We start from the raw sequence: 23,239 nt of genomic DNA, 5'->3' as shown, positions 1-23,239 counted from the left end.
GCGGGGGCGATCGGGAAGGCCGGCGCCCCTAGGCCGCGGCGCGATGAGCCTGGGCGGGCGCGCCGACGGTGAAGGCGCCGAGCAGTTGGCCCAGGTCGCCGGTCTGGCTCCTGAGCGCGTGGGTTGCGGCGGTGGTCTGCTCGACCATGGCCGCGTTCTGCTGGGTCATCTGGTCCATCTGGTTCACGGCCAGGTTCACCTCGTGCAGGCCGGTGGACTGTTCCTGCGCCGAGGCGGCGATCTCGGTCATCAGGGTGTCGATCTCGGCCACCTGGGTGACGATCTCCTGCAGGGCCTCGCCGGTCTGGCCGACCAGGCCCACCCCCTGCGCCACCTGCGAGCTGGAGGCCGAGATCAGCGCCTTGATCTCCTTGGCCGCGTCGGCGGAGCGCTGGGCGAGCGCGCGGACCTCGGAGGCCACCACGGCGAAGCCCTTGCCGGCGTCGCCGGCGCGCGCGGCTTCCACCCCGGCGTTCAGCGCCAGCAAGTTGGTCTGGAAGGCGATCTCGTCGATCACCCCGATGATCTGGGTTATCTGGCGCGAGGACTCCTCGATCTCGCCCATGGCCTCGACCGCCTGGCCGACCACCTCGCCGGAGCGTTCGGCCTGGGCCTTGGCGGCGGCGACGACGTCGCTGGCCTGCCGGGCCCCCTCGGCGGTGCGCCGCACGGTGGCGGTGATCTCTTCCAGCGCGGCGGCGGTCTGCTCCAGGCTGGCGGCCTGCTGCTCGGTGCGGCGCGCCAGGTCGTCGGCGGCGGCGCCGATCTCGTCGGCGCCGCCGGCCACGGACTCGGTGGAGGCCGAGACGGCTGAGATGGCCTCCTCCAACGCCGCCACGGCGCTGTTGAAGTCGGCCTTCAGGACCTCGAACTCGGGAGGCATCTGGCGGTCCAGGCGCGCGCCGAGGTCGCCTCCGGCCAGACGTGCCAGCGCATCACCGAGCGCGGCCACCACGGCGGCCTGGGCCTGTTCGGTGGCGCGGCGCTCGGTCTCCAGCCGCTCGCGCTCGGCGTCCAGGGTCTCGAGGTAGACGGAGATGGCGAAGTCCATGTCCAGCATGGCGGCTTTCAGCAGCGCGCCCACGGCCGCGGCGGCCTCGTCCGCCCCGCCCTTGCGACCCAGCACGCCCTTCGGCCACATCTGGCGGATCACCGCTCCGGTGAGCGCCTCGCAGATCAGGGCGTAGCCGCCGATGTACCAGCGCGGCTCCAGACCGAGCCGCGCGTGCGCCTGGCCGATGGTGCGGACATTGCCGACATAGGTGTCGTCGAACCTGCCGTCGAGGATGCTCGACCAGTGGGACTGCTGGCGACCGCTGGCCACGTCGATGTGGGCGTCGTCGTTGAAGAAGGCGCGGGTGTGCGGGGTGGCCCTGACCTTGGCGTAGAAGTCGCCGAGCGCGCGGGGCAGCTCGGCCTGGACCAGGGGCTTCAGGGCTCGCAGCGTCTCGGCGGCCTTGGGGTCCAGGCCGATGAACTCAAGCCGCTGATTAACCTGATAATCATGAGCCATGAAAACAATCCCCTACAAACATTATGGGAATTGATCGTCTCGGCTTTAAAGCGCGATTAACAACGCCGAACAGTCGCCTCAGAAGAGGACGATCGCCTGCCAGCCGGCGAGCGCGACCACCACCAGGCCGACGATCCAGGTCAGGAGGCGATGGGGCAGCACCTTGGTCATCCAGCCGGCGATGGGGGCCGCGGCAACCCCGCCGATGATCAGGCCGGCGAGCGACCAGAGAAGCCCGCGCAAGCCGGCGGTCTGCCAGTGGCCGGTGAGCAGCGAGCCCAGGAAGGCGGCCGAGGTGGCGGCGGCGACGAACAGCTCCGCGGCGTTGGTGGTGCCGATCGCCTTGCGCGGGTCGGCGCCGGCGCCCAGCAGGGTCGAGGTGACCACCGGGCCCCAGCCGCCGCCGCCCACCGCGTCGAAGAAGCCGCCGGCCAGGCCCAGGGGCAAGGGCGAGCGCCAGGAGAAGACCCGCGGCCGCGTCCCCTTCCAGGCGCGCCAGAGGATGACCAGGCCCATCAGGGCGAGCCAGGCCACCACGTAGGGCTTGATCGCGTCGCCGCTGACGGAGGTCAGCACATAGGCGCCGAACACGCCGCCCACGACGCCGCCCAGGGTGAGCAGCCGCAGCAGGCGCCAGTCGATGTTGCGGTAGAAGAGGTGCGAGAGCCCGGAGGCGGCGCCGGTGAAGACCTTGGCCGCGTGCACGCTGGCCGAGGCGTTGGCCGGGCTCACCCCGACGCTGAGGAGGACGGTGGTGGACACCACGCCATAGGCCATGCCGAGCGCGCCATCGACGAGCTGGGCGGCGAAGCCGACGGCGGCGAAGAGCCAGAAATCCGGTGTCACGGACCGCGCACTAGCCTATGGCGGAGGTCGCGCACATCCAGTTCCTCTAATGCCGCCAACAGGCGGACGCCGCCTTGTAGGTTGGCGGCGCTTCGGGCGACAGTCCAGGCGGGTTGGAGACCAGGGCATGGGATTTAGGACTCTCTTGGCCGGCGTGGCGCTCGCGCTTGGCCTGGCGGGCGGCGCAAGCGGCGCGGAACCCGGGCGGATCCTGCTGGCGCCGGACGGCGTCTGGACGCCGGGCGACGCCCGGCCGAAGCCGGGGCTGGCAGTGCTGGTGGAGGGCGGCAGGATCGTCGCCGTCGGGCCGCGCGCCCAGCTGCAGGCGAAAGGCGGCGGCGCGGGCGCGGAGGTCGTCGAGCTCCCCGGGACGACCCTGATCCCGGGCCTGATGGACCTCCACTCCCACCTGCTGCTGCACCCCTACAACGAAACGCTCTGGGACGATCAGGTGCTGAAGGAGGCCCCGGCCTATCGCACCCTGCGCGCCGGCCGCGACGCCGGCCGGACGCTGAGGTCCGGCTTCACCACCCTGCGCGACCTGGGCACCGAGGGGGCCGGCGAGGCCGACGTGGCCCTGAAGCAGGCGATCGACGGTGGGATCATCGACGGGCCGCGGCTGGTGGTCACCACCCGCGCCATCGTCGCCCGCGGGGCCTATGCGCCGCGGAAGGGATTCCGGCCGGACCTGACCCTGCCGCAGGGCGCGCAGGAGGCCAGCGGGACGGAGGGCGTGGCCGACGCCGTCCGCGACCAGGCCGCGCTCGGGGCCGACTGGATCAAGGTCTACGCCGACTATGGCGTCGGCCCGGGGGGCGCGACGCGGCCCGCCTTCAGCCAGCGGGAACTCGACGCCCTGGTGGCCGCGGCGCGCGACCTCGGCCGGCCGGTGGCGGCCCACGCCAACAGCGACGAAGGCGCCCGGCGCGCGGTGCTGGCCGGCGTGAACACCATCGAGCACGGCGCGGAGATCTCCGAGCCGACCCTGCGGCTGATGAAGCAGAAGGGGGTGGCGCTGTTCCCGACGCTGGCCACCACCGAGGCCTATTCGCAGTACTTCCAGGGCTACCGGCCGGGACAGTCCCCGCCGACCGCGGACATGGCGCAGGCCGAGAAGACGTTCCGCCTGGCGCACAGGCTCGGCGTGACGATCGGCGTCGGCAGCGACGTGGGCGTCTTCCCGCACGGCGAGAGCTGGCGGGAGCTGGACTGGATGGTTCGCTACGGCATGACTCCCGTCCAGGCGCTCGAGGCCGCGACGGCGGTGAACGCGAAGGTGCTGGGATGGGATGACCGGCTGGGCGCGGTGAAGGCCGGCTACCTCGCCGACCTCGTCGCGGTGCGGGGCGACCCCACCCAAGGGATCGCCGCGCTGAAGGACGTGGTCCTGGTGATGAAGGACGGCCGGATCCGTCGCCGCCCCTCCGGACCCTAGGCCGGCCCGCGCCCCACGAAAAAGGGCGGGACCGAAGTCCCGCCCTCCATCGGCCGTAGCTGACTGGCGTGGCCGATCAGGCCGCCGCCTTCCAGTTCGGCTCGAGCACCACGTGCGGGGGGCACGGGGCGACCTCGGTCTGCGGCAGGCCTGCGATCTCGTTGGCGAAGCCGTGGTTCACGTCGCGGTGGTGGGCCTCGTCGGCGCGGACCACCAGCACCACGTCACGCAGTGTGGCGTCGGCCGGCAGGTCCCAGTAGCGGCGGGCGATCGCCGGGGCGGCGACGTTCTCGCTGCGGCCCTCGTCGATCTCGGCGAGGTAGTGGGTGTAGCTGATCACCGCCTCTTCCTCGAAGTAGCCGACCACCCGGTGCGCGGTCTTGGAGGAGATCAGGTAGAGGCCGAAGAAGAACAGGTAGAAGACCCACTGGGCGGCCACGACCACGAAGCGCTCGAAGGCCGTCGGCTTGGCCACCTCGATGAAGGTCATCAGGTGCATGCGCTCGTTCTCGGCCTCGTCCATCAGGGTCTTGATCCAACCCTTGTCGTCTTCCATGCGGCGCAGGCACTTGAGGTGGTTGAGGGTGGCGCCGACCATGCCCGGCACGGCGGCGACGGTCTCCAGAACCACGGCGCGGTGGCCGTAGCGCTTGGCGAAGAAGGTGTCGGCGCAGAAGCGCAGGGCCTTCACGAATCCGAAGGCGACGCGGTCGGAGAGGCCCTTGGGGGCGTGGTGGACGGACAGGTCGACGAGGGGGGCGGTCATCACGCTACTCACTTCTGATCTGACTGGCGTTGCGGAGGCCGCGGTTCGTCGCGGCGATGACCGGCTAGATAGAGGCCGCCCCGGGCCGGGGATATTCGGGTCGTCCCCTTACGGAATTTCACGTAGGCGCCGCTGCGGGTCCGTAGAAACCCCTAGGGGTGGCTCCCGAATTTCCCGCGCCCGCCGGCCGCGGCATGTCTCAGGCACAGACACAGGAGCCCGACATGACCGGCCAAGACCTCTTCCTGATCCTCGTGGTGGCGTCCTACGCCGTGTTCGGCGTGACCCTCTTCGGCGTGTCCACCTGGCAGCGCCTGGGCCGCTAGGCCGTCAGTTGTTGGCGGTCCGGTAGCGGACGGCGAACAGGCGGCAGGCGTCGGGGTAGCCCTGCATCGTGCTGCCGCTGATGGTGCGCCGGAAACCCATCTCGACGCGCAGCTCGCAGAAGTAGGGCTTCTGGTCGTCGGCGACGTACTGGCGGCGCCAGACGTAGGTCCGCTTCCCCTCGAGGACCAGGAACTCCGCCCAGGGACCATAGAGCCCGACCGCGGTGTCCAGCTCCTCGCCGGTGAGGGCGCTTCCGCCGCTCACCTCGCCGGTCGTCTGGCAGCCGGTGACCGCGACGAGCGCGGCGATGCCCAGTACGCGCAGCATGGAAATCTCCCCGCGGCCATATAGCCACGTTCGGCGAGGCGCGTCACGCGCGGCCGCGCCCTAGACCGGGGTGTCGCCGGCCACGGTGGTGCGGTGCATGACCCGCAGGTGGCCGTCGTAGCCGCCCTCGGCCAGGTGCATGGTGCAGCGGTTGTCCCACATCAGCAGCATGTTCGGCGCCCAGCGGTGGCGGTAGACGAACTCGTCCTGGACCATGTGGGCGAACAGGAAGCCCAGCACCGCCTGGCTCTCCTTCGGCGTCAGGCCCTCGACGGCCACGGTGTAGACCGGGCTCACGAACAGCGACTTGCGGCCCGTCACCGGATGGGTGCGCACCAGGGGATGGGTGAGCGTCTCGTCGGCCTCCTCCGAGACGATGATCTGCATGGTCCGCTTCTCGGTCTCCCGCGCGAAGACCCCCTTGGTCCCGTAGGCGCGGCCCGCGGAGTGCACCGCCCTGAGCGGCGCCAGCATGGCCTGCATGGCCGGCGACAGCGCCTCGAAGGCGCGGGCGCAGTCGCAGAACAGGGTGTCGCCGCCCACCGGCGGGACGACCTCCGAATGCAGCAGGGTGGCGGCCGGCGGCTGGGCCTGGAAGCTCCAGTCGGAATGCCAGCCGGCGCCGAAGTTGGTCGCCTTCTCGTCGGGCTCGCGGCGCAGCTCCAGCACATTGGGGTGGCCGGGCATGGGCTTGATGAAGGGGTCCGCCCCGAACGGCCCGATCTGCAGGGTGAAGGCCTCGAGCTGCTCCAGGGTGAGCGGCTGGTCGGGGAAGGCCACGACGGCGTGCTTCGCCCAGGCGGCTTTCACCTGCGCCAGCTGGTCCCTATCTAGGGGGCGGGAGAGGTCGACTCCCGTGATCTCGGCGCCGAAGCCCGAGGGCTGAGGCCGCACCTCGATGGTGCGATGCGCGCTTTCCGCTTCCTTGAGCATGGCCGGCCTCCCTGGCGCACGTGCACGCCGCCTGCATTGAACACCCGTTTGCTTCCGCTCCGGCAAGACTGTAATCGAACCCCGCCATGGCCGCTTTCGACTCCACCGAAGACAAGCTCGTCTCCCTGGTCCCCGACCGGACCGTCTCCTCGCGCGACACGTTCGGCGTGGACTTCGACATGCAGGTTCCCGCCTTCAGCGAGCGCGACCCGCACGTCCCGGACGTGGACGAGGCCTACAAGTTCGATCCGGAGACCACCCGGGCGATCCTCGCGGGCTTCTCGTTCGACCGTCGGGTGATGGTCCAGGGCTATCACGGCACCGGCAAGTCGACCCACATCGAGCAGGTGGCGGCGCGGCTGAACTGGCCGATGATCCGGGTGAACCTGGACAGCCACATCAGCCGGATCGACCTGGTCGGCAAGGACGCCATCGTCCTGAAGGAAGGCAAGCAGGTCACCGAATTCCGCGAGGGCATCCTGCCCTGGGCGATCCAGCGGCCGATCGCGCTCGTGTTCGACGAGTACGACGCCGGCCGGCCGGACGTGATGTTCGTGATCCAGCGCGTGCTGGAGGCCTCGGGCAAGCTGACCCTGCTCGACCAGAACCGGGTGATCCGCTCGAACCCCTATTTCCGGCTGTTCTCCACGACCAACACCATCGGCCTGGGCGACACCACCGGCCTCTATCACGGCACCCAGCAGATCAACCAGGCGCAGATGGACCGCTGGTCCATCGTCACCACGCTCAACTACCTCAGCCACGAGGTGGAGGCCGAGATCGTGCTGGCCAAGGCGCCCGGCTACCAAAACCCCGAGGGCCGCCGGACCATCAACGCCATGGTCCGCGTCGCCGACATGACCCGTAACGCCTTCATGAACGGGGACATCTCCACCGTCATGAGCCCGCGCACGGTGATCACCTGGGCCCAGAACGCCGAGATCTTCGGCGGCGACATCGCGCTCGCCTTCCGTATGACCTTCCTGAACAAGTGCGACGAGCTGGAGCGCGGCACCGTCGCCGAGTTCTTCCAGCGCGCCTTCGGCCAGGACCTGCCGGAAAGCACGGCGCGGGTGCGGGTGGCGTAAGAGCCGCCAGTCCCGCGGCGCGCCCGCCGCTCATCCCGGCGAAAGCCGGGACCCAAGCTGAGCCAGACGATGGGCCCTGCGGCGCAAACCGCGGGGCTCTTCTGTTGTGGAGAGCCGCATGGATCCCGGCGTTCGCCGGGAAGAGCGGAGAGGGGTGGACGGTCGTCCTTCCCCGGGCGATCATCAAACCCATTCTTCGAACAATATTGCTGGGGGAAATGATGATCAGGATGACGTTGGCGGCGGTTGCGCTCGCTGCAGGGTTCGGCGTGGGCGCCGCGGGCGCGCAGACGACGGCTACGCAGAAGAACGACTATTCGGACAAGGCCAACTGGCTGTGCATTCCGGGGAAGGCGAACGACGCCTGCGCGATCGACCTGACCACCACGGTGGTGAAGGCGGACGGCTCCACCTCGGTCGAGCGTTTCAAGGCCGACCCGAAGGCGCCAATCGACTGCTTCTACGTCTATCCGACGGTCTCCACCGATCCCGGCGTGGTCTCCGACATGACCGCCAACGCCGAGGAGCTGAACGTGGTGAAGCAGCAGCTCGCCCGCTTCGGCTCCAAGTGCCGGATCTTCGCCCCGCTCTACCGGCAGGTGACGCTGACGGCGCTGCGGGCCGGCATCGCCGGAACGCCCCTGCCCGGCTCCATGGACCCGGCCGTGCGCCAGGTGGGCCTGAACGACGTGGTCGACGCCTGGAACTGGTACCTGGCCAACGAGAACAAGGGCCGCGGCGTGGTGCTGATCGGCCACTCGCAGGGCTCCGGCGTGCTGCAGCGGATGATCCCGGCCGAGATCGAGGGCAAGCCGGTGCAGAAGCAGCTGGTTTCGGCCCTGATCCTGGGTTCCAACCTGCCGGTGGAAGCCGGCAAGGACACCGGCGCCTTCAAGACTATCCCGCTTTGCAGGTCGGCGAACCAGACCGGCTGCGCCATCTCCTACGTCACCTTCCGCGACAACGTCCCGCCGCCGGCCATCAGCCGGTTCGGCAAGGTCCCCACGGCGGGGATGGAGGCGGCCTGCACCAATCCGGCGGCGCTGGCCGGCGGCAAGGGTGAGCTGAAGGCCTATCACAGCAACGGCATGGCCATCGCCTCGTCGTCGGTCGCTCCGCCCACCTGGGTGAAGGGCAAGCCGCAGCCGTCGACGCCGTTCGTGGCGACGCCCGGGCTGCTCACGGGCCAGTGCGTCTCGAAGGACGGCTTCAACTACCTGGAGGTCCACGTGAACGCGGATCCGGCGGACCCGCGCACCGACGATATCTCCGGCGACGTAGTCAACGCCGGCCAGGTGATGAAGGACTGGGGCTTGCACCTGATCGACGTGAACGTCGCCATGGGCAACCTGGTGGACGTCGTGGGCGAGCAGTCCAAGGCCTATCTGGCGAAGGCGAGGTAGCCGGAGCCGCATAAGAAAACGCCCGCTCTCCGTGGGGAGGGCGGGCGCCTTTTTCTTCGGCGTTCGCGGTCCGCTAACGGGTCATCTTTCGTCCGGCCATCAGGCCCATGACGAGGAAGACCAGGAAGCCCACCACGAACAGGAAGAACAGGATCTTGGCGATACCGGCCGACGCGCCCGCAATACCCCCGAACCCGAGGGCGCCGGCGACCAGCGCGACGATCGCAAAGATCAGAGCCCACTTCAGCATGGCGCTCTCCTATGACTGCGAGCCCTTGTTCGGCTCGGGGACGCAAACGCGGCCTTGGGCCGGGCGTTCCGAAGGTGTCGGAGTCGTGACGTGAACGGAACGATTGCGCGGCGGCGCGGATTCACCGCGCAACTTCCTTGTTTCGCGCCGCGTCAGCCCTGATCTAAGACGACAGACATGGCGAAGAACCCCGAAAGCCCCCTGGAGCCGTTCAAGCGGGCCCTGGCGCACGCCGCACGATCGCTCGCCGAGACGCCGGACCTGGAGATCGTCTATTCCGGCGAAGGACCGCAGCTTTCGGGCAAGCGGGCGGTGCTGCCGCATCCGCCGCGCGACCTGACGCCCGGCGACGCGGCCCGCATCCGGGGCCTGGCCGACCAGATGGCCCTGCGCATCGCCCACCACGACGCCGCCGCCCACGCCAAGACCCGGCCCGCCTCGGCCATGGGCCAGCCGATCTACGACGGCATCGAGCAGGCGCGCATCGAGGCGATCGGCAGCAATGCCATGGGCGGCGTGCGCGAGAACCTGAAGGCGGTGATGGACCAGGCCTGGGCCAAGCGCAGCTTCAACCAGGTGGAGGCCCTGGCCAATCCGCCGATGGCCGAGGTGGTGTCGCTGATGGTCCGCGAGCGGCTGACCGGCGAGAAGCCGCCGCCCATGGCCCAGCCGCTGGTCAACATGTTCCGCGAGGAGGTCGAGGCCAAGGCCGGCGCCGACCTGGACCGGCTGGCCGGCGTGATCGACGACCAGAAGGCCTTCGCCAAGGTGGCGCGCGCCATCCTGCGCGACCTGAAGATGGGCGACGACCTGTCCGATGCGCCGGAACAGCCTGAGCAGGACGACGACTCCCAGGAGGGCGAACCGGAGTCCAGCGAGGACCAAGACGAGGGCGACGGCGAGGCCCAGTCCCCGCAGCAGACGGCCATGGACGAGTCCGAGGCGACCCACCGCGAGAGCGAGGACGCTGACAGCCAGATGATGCAGGCGGAGGAGGACCCCGACGCCGAGGACACCGACGAGCCGCCGGACATGGGCGAGGGCGAGCAGCCCGCCCGGCCGGACTTCAAGGGCGATCCCAAGGTCCCGACCTACAAGGTCTTCACCACCGCCCACGACGAGATCGTGGCGGCCGAGGAGCTCTGCGACAGCGAGGAGCTGACCCGGCTGCGCGCCTATCTCGACCAGCAGCTCGCCAGCCTGTCGAACGTCGTCTCGCGACTGGCCAACCGCCTCCAGAGGAAGTTGCTGGCCCAGCAGAACCGCTCCTGGACCTTCGACCTGGAGGAGGGCCTGCTGGACGTGGCGCGCCTCACCCGGGTGATCACCGACCCCACCGCGCCCCTCTCCTTCAAGGAGGAGGACGACACCGAGTTCCGCGACACGGTGGTGACCATCCTGATCGACAACTCCGGCTCCATGCGGGGCCGGCCGATCATGGTGGCGGCGGTCTGCGCCGACATCCTGGCCCGCACGCTGGAGCGCTGCGGCGTGAAGACCGAGATCCTCGGCTTCACGACCCGCGCCTGGAAGGGCGGCCAGTCGCGTGAGGACTGGCTGAAGGCCGGCAAGCCCGCCCAGCCGGGCCGGCTGAACGACCTGCGCCACATCATCTACAAGGCCGCCGACGCGCCCTGGCGGCGAGCCCGGCGCAACCTCGGCCTGATGATGCGCGAGGGGCTGCTGAAGGAGAACATCGACGGCGAGGCCCTGATGTGGGCCCACCAGCGCCTGATCGGCCGGCCCGAGCAGCGGCGGATCCTGATGGTGATCTCCGACGGCGCGCCGGTGGACGACTCGACGCTGTCGGTGAACTCCGGCCATTACCTGGAGCGCCACCTGCGCGAGGTGATCTCCGAGATCGAGGCCAAGAGCCCGGTGCAGCTGATCGCCATCGGCATCGGCCACGACGTGACCCGCTACTATCGCCGGGCCGTGACCATCGTCGACGTGGAGCAACTGGCCGGCGCGATCACCGACCAGCTGGCGGAGCTGTTCGACGAGGAGCCCCGGCGGCTCACGCGGCGCACGGCGGGCCTGCTGCAGCCGCCGCCGAACACCCAGGGGCCTTCCGGCGCACCGCGGCGCTCCACCTTCAAGGAAGTGCGGAGATCCGTGGCGTGAGGCGGGCCGGGGGGCTCGTCCTCGCGCTCCTCCTCGCCGCCTGTGCGCCCGTCGCGCCGCTGCCCGACGCGCCCCTGCCCGGCGGCCCCGGCGTCGCCCTCGAGGCGCGCCCCGTCACCCAGGGGCCGGCGGACTGGCGGCCAGCGAAGGACGGCTTCACCTGGGCAGGCGGGCTCGAGCTCACGTCCCAGGCCACCTCCCGCCTGCACGGCCTGTCGGACCTCGAGGTCCGCCCCGACGGGCGGCTGGTGGCGGTCAGCGACGAGGGCGACCTGCTTACGGCGAGGTTGGTGCTCGACCGGGCCGGGCGGCTGGCCGGCGTCGCGGACGCCGAGCTGAGGCCGCTCCTGGCGCTCGACGGGCGTCCCATCGAGGGCAAGCAGTGGGGCGACTCGGAGGGGCTGGCCCTGCTGCCGTCAGGCGACATGCTGGTCAGCTTCGAGCTGCGCCACCGGATCTGGCTCTATCCGGCCGCGGGCGGCGCCCCGCGGGAGGTGGCGTCTCCTCAGGCGGCCCTGCCCGCCAACGGCGGCCTGGAGGCTCTGTCGGCCGATCCCGAACGGGGGGCGGACGCCTACGTCACCGCCAGCGAGAACGACGGCGAGACCTGGACCTGCCGGCTTACCGCGCCGTGCATCGCGGGCCCGCGGATCGACAAGCCGCCGGAGTTCGGGGTGGTGGCGGTGCGCACCCTGCCCGGCGGCCGAACGGCCTGGCTGCTGCGGGCGTTCAACCCGCTGATCGGCAACCGGATCGAGCTGCGGATCGTCGACCGCGGCGGCGCGGTGGTCGGCCGGCGCCTGATCCAGCGGCCGGCGACGGTCGACAATTTCGAGGGACTGGCCGCCACGCCCCGGCGGGACGGTTCGGTGCGCTTCTACCTGGTCAGCGACGACAACTTCCAGCCGATCCAGCGCACCCTGCTGGTCGCTCTGGACTGGCGGCCCCCGACAACGCCCCGCCCGTAGGGCTACCGCCCAACGCAAAAGGGCCGCCCCGGAGGGCGGCCCTTTCGGAACGACACTCTGTTGTCGCGGCTCAGGCCGCCGGGGCCTGCTCGGCGAGCTTGGCCTTCACCTGGCGCTTGATCTTCAGGGCGCGCGGGGAGAGCTCCTCGTCCTTCGCCTTGATCAGGAAGGCGTCGAGGCCGCCCCGGAAGTCCAGGGTGCGCAGCGCGGCGTTGGTGATGCGCAGGCGGAAGGACTGGCCGAGCGCGTCCGACTGCAGGGTCGCGGGCGACAGCGCCGGCAGGAAGCGGCGCTTGGACTTGATGTTCGAGTGGCTCACGTTGTGGCCGACCATCGGGCCGACACCGGTGAGTTCGCAGCGACGCGACATAGCGAGGTAACCTTCGCGTGGAAATGGGATCGGCGGACAAAGCTGTCCGCGCGAGGAGCGGGCGATATAGAGGAAGGCCCCCTTGCGCGTCAACCCGCAGCGGCGCCGAAAACGCCCGCCAGGACCGGAGGGACCGAGGCCGAACGGCAAAGCTCGTTGTGGCCCAAAGCGACTCAAATACAATGGGTTGTAGGGAACAAAGGCCGAATCGCCGCGAGTCAGCGATTCGGTCATGATTCGTTTCGCCCGCGTTCTTCAGGTTCCAGCTTCGCCGTTAATCCGCCCGCCGTCAGTCGGCGGCGGCGACCTCGGTGAGCGGCTCGTGGCGCGCGACCAAGACCTCGGTGGCGTCGATGCGCCGGCCCTTGTCCATCAGCTCCAGGTGCACGTGGTCGGTCATGCCGCCCGGGTACTTGTCCTGAAGGCTGCGGACCTTGCCGATGGCGCGGCCCACGGCGACCGTGTCGCCCACCGCCACGCTCGGGCTGATGTAGAAGACTCGGGCCGCGTAGCGCAGCGCCGGATTGGTGATCTCCACGAACCGCAGGTCGTCGTCGCCTGAATAGGCGAAGCCGATCTTGGTCACATAGCCGGAGATCGGGGCGACCACCGTCTGGCCGGCGTCGGCGACGAAGTCCACGCCCTCGTGGCTGCGCGAACCACCATCGCGGGAGGCGCCGTATTCGCCGTAGCCGTAGGCGTCGTGGCCGCGGGTCTCCTGGCCGGTGGGATTGGCGAAGTCGGGCTGGCCGTCGCCGTCCACGTCGGCGCCGTCCCACACGAGCCGGGTGGCTTCGGCGGCCGGGAAGATGGAGCCGCGCAGGTCGAGATCCTGGACCGCCTCGGCCACCGAGCCGGGAGCGGAGGACAGGCGGGCGCCGTGCGCGCCGGGGCTCGCCAGGGCCGCGGTTCCGGCCAGCAGGGCCGTGAACGCGATCGCCTGGGCAAATCGCTCCTTCGCCGACTCAGCGGCGCGCAGACGCATGCGCAGCATGTGGGTTCACCCTTCTCTCGATGTGACGCGGGCCGCGCCGGACATGTCGCCGGCTTCGGGGCTCACGGGGATGCCTGGTTTTTCTCGTGCGGCGCTTCAGGCCGCGGGTCCGTCGAGGGACGCCCTGACATCTGCCCGGGCATCAGGGCGGAATATGGGCGCCCATTCCCGAACTGCGATGCGACATCGGGCCGCCCCGCCGAACGCCGGTTGCCAAGCTGCGGCGGCAGGAGTAAATAACTGACCGGTCAGTTATATGGAGGCGAGATGCTCCCCGCCGGCGCGCCCAAGTTCCGCCGCCGCAAGGCCGACCGGCCTGGCGAGATCGTCGAGGCCGCCATGGCGGTGTTCGCCGAGAAGGGGTTCGCGGCCGCACGGCTGGACGAGATCGCCGCCCGCGCCGGGGTCTCGAAGGGGGCGGTCTACCTCTACTTCGAGACCAAGGAGGACATCTTCCGGGCCGTGGTGGAGCAGGCGATCGCTCCCAACGTGGCCACGGCCAGGACGCTGCTCGCCGCCCACCCAGGTCCCTTCCGCGACCTGGTCCGGACGCTCGCGGGGCTGGTGGCCGGCCTGGTCGACACCACGCCGATCGGCGGCGTGGCCAAGATGGTCATCGGCGAGGCGCGCAACTTCCCGGAGCTCGCCCGCATCTGGCACGACCAGCTGGTGACCCACATGCTGGGCGGCTTCGCCGCCGCCGTGGCGGCCGCCCAGGCGCGCGGCGAGGTCCGCCCCGGCGACCCGCGCATCTACGCCCTGCAGCTCATCGCGCCGCTCCTGGTCGGCGTCATCTGGCGCGAGACCTTCGTGCCCGTAGGCGCCCCCGGCTTCGACATTCCCGCGCTGCTCGACCAGCACGTGGAGACCTACCTGAGGGGGATCGCCCCATGAACCGCCAACGCATCCTGGTGGCCGTGCTGGCGCTGACGGCCATCGCCATCGTCGCCGCCCTGATCCTCCGCCCCCGCTTCACCCGCGCCGAGACGCTCACCGGCTACATCGAGGGCGAGCCGCTCTACCTGGCCGCGCCGGTCGCGGGGACTGTGAAGGCCATGCACGTGGTCCGCGGCCAGGCGGTGAAGGCCGGCCAGCCGCTGTTCGTGGTCGACCCCGCCCAGCCCCGGGCGCTCGCCGAACAGGCCGCCGCCGACGTCGCCGCGGCCCAGGCCCAGGCGCAGGACGCCCGCAAGGGCCAGCGGCCGGTCGAGCTCGCCATCTACGAGGCCAACATCGCCGCCGCCGAGGCGGCCGCCCGGGAGGCCAACGCCAACCTGCGCCGGGTCGAGACCCTGGCCCGACAGGGCATCTACGCGCAGGCGCGGCTCGATGACGCCCGGGCCGCCGCCCAGGCCGCCAACGCCCAGGTCCGCGCGGCCCGCCGGCAGCGCGACGCCGCCACCCTGGGCGCCCGCGAGGATCAGGTGCGGGCTGTCGACGCGCGCGTGCGGCAGGCCCAGGCGGGACTTTCCGGGGCGTCGGCGCGGCTCGCCGACGTCGCCCCTGCCGCGCCGGCCGACGCGCGGGTGGAGGAGGTCTTCTTCCAGCAGGGCGAATGGGCGCCGGCCAACCAGCCGGTGCTGTCGCTGCTGCCGGATGCGCGGGTCAAGGTGCGGTTCTTCGTGCCGCAGGAGACCCTGGCGGCCTACCGGCCCGGCCGCACGGTGCGCTTCACCTGCGACGGCTGCCCTGGGGACCTCACCGCCACCATCGCCTATGTGAGCCCGCGACCGGAGTTCACCCCGCCGGTGATCTACAGCCGCGACGCCCGCGACCGGCTCGTCTACCTCGTGGAGGCCCGCCCCTCGACACGCCTCAACCCGGGCCAGCCGGTGGACGTGGAGCCCCTGCGGTGACGCTCGCCATCGACGTCCACGGGCTCAACAAGAGCTTCGGCGACAAGCACGTCGTCCAGGACGTCGACATGGCCGTGGCGCAGGGGCGGATCTGCGGCTTCCTGGGGCCGAACGGCTCGGGCAAGACCACCACCTTGCGGATGCTCTGCGGCCTGCTCACGCCGGACTCCGGCTCGGGCACGGCGCTGGGCTTCGACATCATCCGCGAGGCCGACGAGATCAAGCGGCGCACCGGCTACATGACCCAGAGGTTCTCGCTCTACGAGGACCTGACCATCGCCGAGAACCTGATGTTCACGGCCCGGGTCTACGACCTCGACCGCCGCCGCGAGCGGGTGGACCGGGCGCTGGAGCGGCTGGGCCTGACGGAGCGGCGCAACCAGCTCGCCGGCACGCTCTCCGGGGGCTGGAAGCAGCGGCTGGCGCTGGCCACCGCCACCCTGCACGAGCCCCGGCTCCTGCTGCTGGACGAGCCCACCGCCGGCGTCGATCCCAAGGCCCGGCGGACCTTCTGGGACGAGATCCACGCGCTCTCGGAAGAGGGCCTGACCGTGCTGGTCTCCACCCACTACATGGACGAGGCCGAGCGCTGCCACGAGATCGCCTACATCTCGTACGGCCGGCTGATCGCCAGGGGCACGGCCGACGAGGTGGTGGCCGGCTCCGGCCTCTTCACCTTCCACGGCGAGGGCCCTGACGCGGGCAAGGCCGCGCGCGAACTCGCCGCAAGGCCCGGGGTGGAGAGCGTCGCGCCGTTCGGGGCCGCCCTGCACGTGAGCGGGGTCGACCGGGCCGCGCTGGAAGCCGCGATCGCCCCGCTGCGCAAGCCGCCCTGGGTGTGGAGCGAGGTGGAGCCGACCCTGGAGGATGTCTTCATCCACCTGATGGGCCAGGCGCAGGACAACTTCCGATGAAGGGGTTCTCGGCCAACCGCGTCCTGGCCGTGATGGCCAAGGAGTTCAAGCAGCTCACCCGCGACCGGCTGACCTACGCCATGATGCTGGCCATCCCGGTCGTCCAGCTCATGCTGTTCGGCTACGCCATCAACACCCAGCCGAGGCACCTGCCGACCGCCGTCCTGGTGCAGGAGGACAGCGTCTTCGCCCGCTCGGTGGTCGGCGCGCTGCAGAACTCGGCCTACTTCGACCTGGTCGCCCAGGCCCGCTCCACCGAGGACCTGGACCGGATGCTGCGCCAGGGCGAGATCACCTTCGCGGTGACCATCCCGGGCGACTTCACCCGCCGCGTGGCGCGTGGCGACGAGGCCCAGATCCTGATCGAGGCGGACGCCACCGACCCCACCGCCACCGGGGGCGCGGTGGCCGCCGCCGCCGCCCTGCCCACCCAGGCGTTGGCGCACGACCTGAAGGGAGCGCTGGGGCCACGACTGCAGGGCAAGCCGCCGTTCGAGGTGGTGGTGCACAACCGCTACAATCCGGAGGCCATCACCGCCTACAACATCGTGCCGGGGCTGCTGGGCGTGATCCTCTCGATGACGCTCGTCATGATGACGGCGCTGAGCGTCACCCGCGAGGCCGAGCGGGGTACGATGGAGAGCCTGCTCGCCACGCCCCTGCAGCCGCTGGAGGTGATGATCGGCAAGCTCGCCCCCTACGTCCTGGTGGGCATGATCCAGACGCTGGTCATCCTGCTGCTCGCCCGCTTCATCTTCGGGGTGCCGATGCAGGGCGCGCCACCGACCCTGGAGATCGGGATCACCCTATTCATCGTGGGCTCGCTGGCCCTGGGGTTCCTGATCTCGACAGTGGCGCGCTCCCAGCTACAGGCCATGCAGATGAGCGTCTTCTACATCCTGCCCTCGATCCTGCTGTCCGGCTTCATGTTCCCGTTCCGCGGCATGCCCGAATGGGCCCAGGCGATCGGCCAGGTGATCCCGGTCACCCATTTCCTGCGGGTGGTGCGCGGCGTCCTGCTGAAGGGCCAGGGCTTCGGCGACCTGTGGCCGGAGCTGGCGGCCCTGCTCGCCTTCGTCTGCGTGGTCACCGCGCTCGCCATCGCGCGTTACCGGCGCACGCTGGACTAGACGCAGCGAGGGAGGCCCGCATGGCCTACGAGCTCTACTACTGGCCGACCATCCAGGGACGCGGCGAGTTCGTGCGGCTCGCGCTGGAGCAGGCCGGCGCGGACTATGTGGACGTCGGCCGGGACGGCGCGCGGGGCATGCGCGCCCTGCTGGAGGGGCTGGAGGACGAGGGCGCGGTCCGCCCGCCGTTCGCGCCGCCGTACCTGAAGGACGGCGAGGTGGTGGTCGGCCAGACGGCGGCGATCCTGCTCTACCTCGGCCCGCGCCTCGGGCTCGCCCCGGACGACGAGCCGGGGCGGCTCTGGACCCACCAGATCCAGCTCACCCTCGCAGACCTGGTGGCCGAGGCGCACGACACCCACCACCCGATCAGCGTGGACCTCTACTACGAGGACCAGAAGCCGGAGGCGGCCCGCCGCGCCCAGGCCTTCCGGCGCGAGCGGATCCCGAAGTTCCTGGGCTGGCTGGAAACCGTCCTGGCGCGCAATCCGGCCGGCTCCGGCTGGCTGGTGGGGGACAGGGTCACCTACGCCGACCTCTCCGCCTTCCAGGTGGTGGAGGGACTGCGCTACGCCTTCCCGCAGGCCACGGCGGCGGCGCTCGGCTCGTCGCCTGGGCTGGCCGACCTGGCGGAGCGGGTGCGGGCCCTGCCGCGGATCGCCGCCTACCTGGCGAGCGACCGGCGCATTCCCTTCAATGAGGAAGGGATCTTCCGCCGCTATCCCGAGCTCGACGAGCCATCGTGAGTGGACGGGCCGGCCGCGTGCGCTAGTCTCCGTCGTCCCTCGAACGTCCAGGGACGCGCCCGCCCCCATGAACGCCCCATCTGCTCCGTCCGTCGCCGACGAGCTGCGCCGCCTCCTTCCCCATGCCCATGCCCCCTATTCCGGCGTGCACGTGGCCTGCGTGGTGGAGGGCGCCGACGGGCGGCTGCACCCCGGGGTCAATGTGGAGAACGCCGCCTATCCGCAGGGCGTCTGCGCCGAGGCCAGCGCCATCTCCGACATGGTGACGAAGGGCGGCAGGGCGATCGCCCGGGTCTATGTGGCCTCCAGCCTGCCGGGCCTGATCTGGCCGTGCGGCGGGTGCCGGCAGAAGATCTTCGAGTTCGCGCAGGCCGGCTGCGAGGTGGTCTCGCTTGCCGCCGACGGCGCGACCGACAGCCGCACCATCGAGGAGCTGCTGCCCCTGGGCTTCCGGCTCGACCCCCAGCGCTAGCCTTTTGATAGCTGCGGGAACGCAAGGAACCGCTCGCGCGTCCTCTTCCACGGCGCAGGTGTTTGCGTAGGAGTTCGAAGGCGTTGCCCGGTCGCGAGGCGTTCCCTGCCCTGCCGTCGCCCCGTCAAAGGCGTCGCTTGTCCGACTCCCCGCCCAACCCCATTTTCAGACCATGAGCGACCGTCCCTCTGGCGCGGCTCCGCCGCGGCTGGTCGCGGTGCTTGGCCCCACCAACACCGGCAAGACCCACCTCGCGGTGGAGCGCATGCTGGGTCACGCCTCGGGCATGATCGGGCTGCCGCTGCGCCTGCTGGCCCGCGAGATCTACGACCGGATCGTCAAGCTGCGCGGGGCCCGGTCCGTCGCCCTGATCACCGGCGAGGAGAAGATCATCCCGCCCCGTCCGCACTATTTCGTGTGCACGGTCGAGGCCATGCCGCTCTCCCGCGAGGTGGAGTTCCTGGCGGTGGACGAGATCCAGCTCTGCGCCGACCCGGAGCGCGGCCACGTGTTCACCCACCGCCTGCTGCACGCCCGCGGCACGTGCGAGACCATGCTGCTGGGCGCGGCGACCATGGCGCCGTTGGTCCGCCGGCTGCTGCCCCACGCGGAGATCGTGGGCCGCGACCGGTTCTCCAACCTGACCTACGCGGGCTCCAAGAAGCTGACGCGCCTGCCGAGGCGCTCGGCCGTGGTCGCCTTCTCGGCCGACCAGGTCTACGCGATCGCCGAGCTGATCCGCCGCCAGCGCGGCGGGGCCGCCGTGGTCATGGGCTCGCTCAGCCCGCGCACCCGCAACGCCCAGGTCGAGCTCTACCAGTCCGGCGAGGTCGACTTCCTGGTGGCCACCGACGCGATCGGCATGGGCCTGAACATGGACGTCGACCATGTGGCCTTCGCGGGCCTGCGCAAGTTCGACGGCAAGCGCACCCGCTGGCTCTATCCGCAGGAGATCGGCCAGATCGCCGGCCGCGCCGGCCGCTACATGCGCGATGGGACGTTCGGGGTGACCGGCGAGGCCGAGGAGCTGGATCCCGAGATCGTCGAGGCCGTCGAGCACCACCAGTTCGAGCCCGTGGCGGGCGCGGAGTGGCGCAACCACAGGCTGGACTTCGACAGCCTGCCCGCCCTCACCCGCTCGCTGGCCAAGCTGCCGGAGCGCGAGGGGCTGAAGCTGTCGGCCGAGGCGCTGGACGAGACCACCCTGCGTCGCCTGGCCGAGGATCCCGACGTCGCCGAGCGGGCTCGCGGACGCGGCACGGTGCTGCGCCTGTGGGACGTCTGCCAGACGCCGGACTTCCGGAAGGTCGCGCTCGACGAGCACGTGGGCCTGGTGAAGGACTTCTTCTTCCAGCTCACCGGCAAGGGCGGGCGGATGAGCGACGACTGGATCGCCCGCCAGTATGCCCACCTCGACCGCACCGACGGCGAAATCGACGCGCTGGCCGCGCGGCTGGCCAGCGTCCGGACGCTCGCCTACGTCGCCAACCGGCCCGACTGGCTGAAGGACCCGGCCTCCTGGCAGGGCCAGACCCGGCAGCTCGAGGACCGGCTCTCCGACACCCTGCACGAGAAGCTGATGGCCCGGTTCGTGGACCGGCGGACCAGCGCGCTGATGCGGGGCCTGCGGGTGCGCGAGGACATGCTGGCCGGCGTCGCCGCCGACGGGGCGGTCACTGTCGAGGGCCACTACGTCGGCAAGCTCACGGGCGTGCAGTTCGAGGCCGCCCAGGGCGCGACCCTGCTGGAGGAGAAGGCGCTCAGGGCCGCGGCCACCCATGCCGTGGGGCCGGAGATCGCCCGGCGCCTGGGCCAGCTCGCCGCCGAGCCCGACGAGGCCTTCGCCCTGACGCCCGACGGCATGCTGCTTTGGCGCGGCGAGGCGGCGGGGGCGATCAGCGGCGGCCAGCCATTCAGCCCGCGCGTACGGCTCTTCGGCGACCTCGGTCCCGACGCGGGCCGGCAGCGGGCGGCGCGGCGGCTGGAGGCCTTCGCGGCCGGCGAGGCGGGCCGGCGTCTCGGCGCGCTGCGCCGGCTGGAGGCCGCCATCGCCGACGGCCGGATCAAGGGCCTGGCCCGCGGCATCGCCTACCGCCTGGTGGAGAACGGCGGGGTCCTCGACCGCGGCGCGGTGCGCCAGGAGGCCCGCCAGCTCAGCCCGGTGGAGCGGCGTGCGCTGCGCGGCCTCGGCGTCAAGCTCGGCGCCTTCTCGATCTTCATGCCGGCGCTCCTGAAGCCCCACGCCCGCGCGCTCGCCCAGGCCTATGCGGCGCGCGAGACGCCGGACTGGAAGCCGGCCGAAGGGCTGGTCCGCCTGCCGCAGCCGACGCCGCCCGCCCGCACCCTCTCGGCCTACGGCCTGCGCGCGGTGCGCGAGCGCGGCGTGCCGGTGGAGCAGCTGGAGCGGCTGGACGAGCTGCTGCGCGAGGGGCCGAAGCTCGGCGGCGGCGCCGTTCTCACCGACCAGGCGCGCGACGAGCTCGGCTGGAGCGAGGGCGAGGCCAAGGACATCCTGCGCGGCCTGGGCTTCGCGCCGGTCAACAAGCCGAAGGACGGGCAGCCCATCGCCTGGCGGCGTCGAGGCGACCGCCAGCCGGCCGCTCCCGCCGACGCCGTGCGGCCGCACTCGCCGTTCGCGGCGCTCGCGGCCCTCAAGGCCCAGCCCGCGCCGCCGCCCGCACCCGAGGCGCAGCGGCGGCCCCGCCGCCGTCGCAAGCCTCGTGCGGTCCGGAGCGCGACGGCATGAGCGAGGACGCCTGCCGCATCGACGTCTGGCTGTGGCGCGCGCGCTTCTTCAAGACGCGATCCCTCTCCGCGAAGTTCGTTGACGAGGGCCGCGTGCGCCTCACCCGCTCCGGGCAACCCGAGGTGCGCCTCGACAAGTCCTCCCGCTCCGTGAAGCCCGGCGACCGGCTGGTGTTCGCCGTGGGCGGCCGCCTGATCGCCGTGCAGGTGGAGGGCCTGGGCGAGCGCCGCGGCCCGCCGGCGGAGGCGCGCACGCTCTACTCGTCACTGGACGTGGCCAAGAGTTCCTAATACGTTCCCCGGCGGAGGCACGTATGACCGATCCCATTCAGCAGGCGAGCCGTACGCAGAGACCCAAGAGCTGGCTGGCTGGCCGCGCCAACCGGAAGGAGTACTGGCTCTCTGTCGGCATCCTCTTGGCGGTTGCCTTCGCTGCGGGAATGCTTGGCTTGGAGTACGGCAGCGGCGTCCTCGGTGGCGTGCTGATGGTGTCTTGGATCCGGCGGTTTCACGATCTCGGCCGAACGGGCTGGTGGGCCCCGGCCATCCTCTTCTGCCAGGCTGTCGCCGGGGTCCTGGCCTTCGCGCTCGGGGGTGAGATCGCGCTGGCCCTCGTGTCCCTCCCGGCCGCCCTCGTTCCGCTGGTCTGGATAGGAGTCGTCCGTGGCCAGCCGGTCGAGAACCGCTTCGGTCCCCCGCCCGGCGGGGCCAAGGTGGCGGAGACCTTCAGCTAGGCGCCCCTATCCGCGCTTCCAGAATTCCTAGGCGTGGGATGGGCCCTGGCGGCATTGACTTTGCGCCGCCGGGCTCCGAAAACCCGCCCGCCTTCACCATCGGCCCCGGAGTTCTCTGTTCCGCCATGACCTACATCGTGATGGATCCCTGCATCAAATGTAAGTTCATGGACTGCGTGGAGGTCTGTCCGGTCGACTGCTTCTACGAGGGCGAGAACTTCCTGGCGATCAATCCGGACGAGTGCATCGACTGCGGCGTCTGCGAGCCGGAGTGCCCGGTGGACGCCATCAAGCCCGACACCGAGGACGATCCGGATGGCAAGTGGCTGCGGATCAACTCCGAGTATTCGCGCGTCTGGCCCAACATCACGGTGAAGGGCACGCCGCCCGCGGACGCCGAGGAATGGGAGCGGGTGACCGGCAAGCTGGAGAAGTACTTCTCCGAAAAGCCGGGCCGCGGCTCCTGAAGCTGGGCCGGACCTGACGGCCCCTACGGCTGCGCCGCCGGCGCAAGCCTTTCATTCGGCTTGTTTTTGTGTTATCGTCATCAAAGACGAGGCGATGAGGCTCTGCCCCTGCCCGTCTTCCTGAAGAACAGCCGTCCCGGCGGACATCCCGGGAAGAGGCGAAGGGTGTCTTAAGAGGTCTACTTTTCCGTCCAGCCGATGAAGCCGCCGCCGTACTCGCGCGGAGCGTGGCCTTTTCGCTTGGTCGGATGCCGCCACGTCAAGGCGTCGACAGGGTCGAACAGGTTTTCGAAAGAGGGTTCGCGATGAGCAAGAACGGTCATGATTTCTCGGTTGGCGATCACGTCGTCTACCCGGCCCATGGCGTGGGTCAGGTGCAGGGGATCGAAACCCAGGAAGTCGCCGGTCTGAAGCTTGAGGTCTACGTCATCACCTTCGACCACGAGAAGATGACGCTTCGCGTTCCCACGGCCAAGGCGAAGACCGCGGGCCTGCGCCCGCTGGCCGAGACCAATGTGGTCTCCCAGGCGCTGACCACGCTGAAGGGCCGCGCGCGGGTGAAGCGGACCATGTGGTCGCGCCGCGCGCAGGAATACGAAGCCAAGATCAATTCCGGCGACCTGATCTCGATCGCCGAGGTCGTCCGCGACCTGCACCGCGCCGAGAACCAGCCCGAGCAGTCCTACTCCGAGCGTCAGCTCTACGAGAGCGCGCTCGACCGGATGGCCCGCGAGGTCGCCGCCATCGAGCGGATCGACCGCGAGGCGGCCATCGGCATCCTCAACAAGTCGCTGGTGAAGGCGGTCGCCGCCTAAAGCCGGCCGACACACC

25 protein-coding genes are annotated in these 23,239 nt (G+C 70.7%); 16 read left to right on the top strand and 9 right to left on the bottom strand.

Annotation, left to right across the window (positions count from 1 at the left end):
- Window positions 1–28: 28 nt before the first annotated feature.
- Window positions 29–1,513, bottom strand: a complete 1,485-nt coding sequence (locus VM685_RS11585; RefSeq protein ID WP_325460303.1) for a globin-coupled sensor protein — start codon at window positions 1,511–1,513, stop codon at window positions 29–31.
- A 78-nt stretch (window positions 1,514–1,591) separates the two neighbouring features.
- Complete coding sequence (locus VM685_RS11580) at window positions 1,592–2,359, bottom strand: sulfite exporter TauE/SafE family protein (RefSeq protein WP_325460302.1); 768 nt, start codon at window positions 2,357–2,359, stop codon at window positions 1,592–1,594.
- Window positions 2,360–2,486: 127 nt separating this feature from the next.
- Between VM685_RS11580 and VM685_RS11575 the strand changes: the two genes are divergently transcribed.
- Window positions 2,487–3,794, top strand: a complete 1,308-nt coding sequence (locus tag VM685_RS11575; RefSeq protein ID WP_325460301.1) for an amidohydrolase family protein — start codon at window positions 2,487–2,489, stop codon at window positions 3,792–3,794.
- 76 nt (window positions 3,795–3,870) lie between these two features.
- Here VM685_RS11575 and VM685_RS11570 read toward each other — a convergent pair whose 3' ends face one another.
- The 3 genes from VM685_RS11570 to VM685_RS11560 all read right to left on the bottom strand — a co-directional run bounded on the left by VM685_RS11570 (window position 3,871) and on the right by VM685_RS11560 (window position 6,147).
- Window positions 3,871–4,560, bottom strand: coding sequence for an alternative oxidase (locus tag VM685_RS11570; protein WP_325460300.1), 690 nt, complete (start codon window positions 4,558–4,560; stop codon window positions 3,871–3,873).
- 330 nt (window positions 4,561–4,890) lie between these two features.
- Entirely contained in the window at window positions 4,891–5,214 is a 324-nt protein-coding gene (locus VM685_RS11565) for a hypothetical protein (protein ID WP_325460299.1), read from the bottom strand.
- A gap of 60 nt (window positions 5,215–5,274) precedes the next feature.
- On the bottom strand, window positions 5,275–6,147 hold the full coding sequence (locus tag VM685_RS11560) for a TauD/TfdA family dioxygenase (RefSeq protein WP_325460298.1): 873 nt from the start codon (window positions 6,145–6,147) through the stop codon (window positions 5,275–5,277).
- Between the two features lie 86 nt (window positions 6,148–6,233).
- Here VM685_RS11560 and cobS point away from each other — a divergent pair, with 86 nt between their 5' ends.
- Window positions 6,234–7,235 (top strand): cobaltochelatase subunit CobS, encoded by a 1,002-nt coding sequence (cobS, locus tag VM685_RS11555; protein WP_325460297.1) that lies wholly within the window; start codon window positions 6,234–6,236, stop codon window positions 7,233–7,235.
- Between the two features lie 218 nt (window positions 7,236–7,453).
- Window positions 7,454–8,638, top strand: a complete 1,185-nt coding sequence (locus tag VM685_RS11550) for a DUF3089 domain-containing protein (RefSeq protein ID WP_325460296.1) — start codon at window positions 7,454–7,456, stop codon at window positions 8,636–8,638.
- Between the two features lie 73 nt (window positions 8,639–8,711).
- Here VM685_RS11550 and VM685_RS11545 read toward each other — a convergent pair whose 3' ends face one another.
- Window positions 8,712–8,888, bottom strand: coding sequence for a DUF1328 domain-containing protein (locus tag VM685_RS11545; protein ID WP_325460295.1), 177 nt, complete (start codon window positions 8,886–8,888; stop codon window positions 8,712–8,714).
- A 177-nt stretch (window positions 8,889–9,065) separates the two neighbouring features.
- Here VM685_RS11545 and cobT point away from each other — a divergent pair, with 177 nt between their 5' ends.
- Together cobT and VM685_RS11535 are read left to right on the top strand one after the other, a co-directional pair.
- Window positions 9,066–11,012, top strand: a complete 1,947-nt coding sequence (gene cobT, locus VM685_RS11540) for a cobaltochelatase subunit CobT (RefSeq protein WP_325460294.1) — start codon at window positions 9,066–9,068, stop codon at window positions 11,010–11,012.
- Window positions 11,009–11,980: an esterase-like activity of phytase family protein gene (locus VM685_RS11535; RefSeq protein WP_325460293.1), complete on the top strand. Its 972-nt coding sequence runs from the start codon at window positions 11,009–11,011 to the stop codon at window positions 11,978–11,980. The genes cobT and VM685_RS11535 overlap by 4 nt, the downstream gene beginning before the upstream one ends.
- Before the next feature lie 70 nt (window positions 11,981–12,050).
- Here VM685_RS11535 and rpmB read toward each other — a convergent pair whose 3' ends face one another.
- On the bottom strand, window positions 12,051–12,350 hold the full coding sequence (gene rpmB / locus VM685_RS11530) for a 50S ribosomal protein L28 (RefSeq protein ID WP_325460292.1): 300 nt from the start codon (window positions 12,348–12,350) through the stop codon (window positions 12,051–12,053).
- Window positions 12,351–12,639: 289 nt separating this feature from the next.
- Window positions 12,640–13,344: a M23 family metallopeptidase gene (locus VM685_RS11525; protein ID WP_325460291.1), complete on the bottom strand. Its 705-nt coding sequence runs from the start codon at window positions 13,342–13,344 to the stop codon at window positions 12,640–12,642.
- 267 nt (window positions 13,345–13,611) lie between these two features.
- On the opposite strand from VM685_RS11525, the gene VM685_RS11520 reads away from it, so the two are divergent.
- The 10 genes from VM685_RS11520 to fdxA all read left to right on the top strand — a co-directional run bounded on the left by VM685_RS11520 (window position 13,612) and on the right by fdxA (window position 22,408).
- Complete coding sequence (locus tag VM685_RS11520) at window positions 13,612–14,238, top strand: helix-turn-helix domain-containing protein (RefSeq protein WP_325460290.1); 627 nt, start codon at window positions 13,612–13,614, stop codon at window positions 14,236–14,238.
- A complete protein-coding gene (locus VM685_RS11515) occupies window positions 14,235–15,200 on the top strand; it encodes an HlyD family secretion protein (RefSeq protein WP_325460289.1) in 966 nt (321 codons plus the stop codon). Before VM685_RS11520 ends, VM685_RS11515 begins: the two co-directional genes overlap by 4 nt.
- A complete protein-coding gene (locus VM685_RS11510; RefSeq protein ID WP_325460288.1) occupies window positions 15,197–16,114 on the top strand; it encodes an ABC transporter ATP-binding protein in 918 nt (305 codons plus the stop codon). Before VM685_RS11515 ends, VM685_RS11510 begins: the two co-directional genes overlap by 4 nt.
- The gene (locus tag VM685_RS11505; RefSeq protein WP_325460287.1) at window positions 16,111–17,244 is read left to right on the top strand and encodes an ABC transporter permease; all 1,134 of its coding nucleotides are present in this window, start codon (window positions 16,111–16,113) and stop codon (window positions 17,242–17,244) included. Before VM685_RS11510 ends, VM685_RS11505 begins: the two co-directional genes overlap by 4 nt.
- A gap of 20 nt (window positions 17,245–17,264) precedes the next feature.
- The gene (locus VM685_RS11500; protein ID WP_325460286.1) at window positions 17,265–17,990 is read left to right on the top strand and encodes a glutathione S-transferase; all 726 of its coding nucleotides are present in this window, start codon (window positions 17,265–17,267) and stop codon (window positions 17,988–17,990) included.
- A 67-nt stretch (window positions 17,991–18,057) separates the two neighbouring features.
- Entirely contained in the window at window positions 18,058–18,462 is a 405-nt protein-coding gene (cdd, locus tag VM685_RS11495; protein ID WP_325460285.1) for a cytidine deaminase, read from the top strand.
- A gap of 172 nt (window positions 18,463–18,634) precedes the next feature.
- A complete protein-coding gene (locus tag VM685_RS11490) occupies window positions 18,635–21,208 on the top strand; it encodes a helicase-related protein (RefSeq protein WP_325460284.1) in 2,574 nt (857 codons plus the stop codon).
- Window positions 21,205–21,498: an RNA-binding S4 domain-containing protein gene (locus VM685_RS11485; RefSeq protein WP_325460283.1), complete on the top strand. Its 294-nt coding sequence runs from the start codon at window positions 21,205–21,207 to the stop codon at window positions 21,496–21,498. Before VM685_RS11490 ends, VM685_RS11485 begins: the two co-directional genes overlap by 4 nt.
- 23 nt (window positions 21,499–21,521) lie before the next feature.
- Window positions 21,522–21,941 (top strand): DUF805 domain-containing protein, encoded by a 420-nt coding sequence (locus tag VM685_RS11480; protein WP_325460282.1) that lies wholly within the window; start codon window positions 21,522–21,524, stop codon window positions 21,939–21,941.
- Between the two features lie 125 nt (window positions 21,942–22,066).
- Complete coding sequence (fdxA, locus tag VM685_RS11475; RefSeq protein WP_325460281.1) at window positions 22,067–22,408, top strand: ferredoxin FdxA; 342 nt, start codon at window positions 22,067–22,069, stop codon at window positions 22,406–22,408.
- Window positions 22,409–22,587: 179 nt separating this feature from the next.
- Here fdxA and VM685_RS11470 read toward each other — a convergent pair whose 3' ends face one another.
- A complete protein-coding gene (locus tag VM685_RS11470) occupies window positions 22,588–22,851 on the bottom strand; it encodes a hypothetical protein (protein WP_325460391.1) in 264 nt (87 codons plus the stop codon).
- Between VM685_RS11470 and VM685_RS11465 the strand changes: the two genes are divergently transcribed.
- Window positions 22,774–23,223: a CarD family transcriptional regulator gene (locus tag VM685_RS11465; RefSeq protein ID WP_325460383.1), complete on the top strand. Its 450-nt coding sequence runs from the start codon at window positions 22,774–22,776 to the stop codon at window positions 23,221–23,223. The two genes, VM685_RS11470 and VM685_RS11465, sit on opposite strands and share 78 nt — an antisense overlap.
- Window positions 23,224–23,239: the final 16 nt, after the last annotated feature.

The organism is Phenylobacterium sp., from assembly GCF_035539035.1.
Classification (GTDB): domain Bacteria; phylum Pseudomonadota; class Alphaproteobacteria; order Caulobacterales; family Caulobacteraceae; genus Phenylobacterium.
The sequence above is the reverse complement of the archived record's forward strand: the minus strand, read 5'-3'. Positions and strand labels throughout refer to the sequence as shown.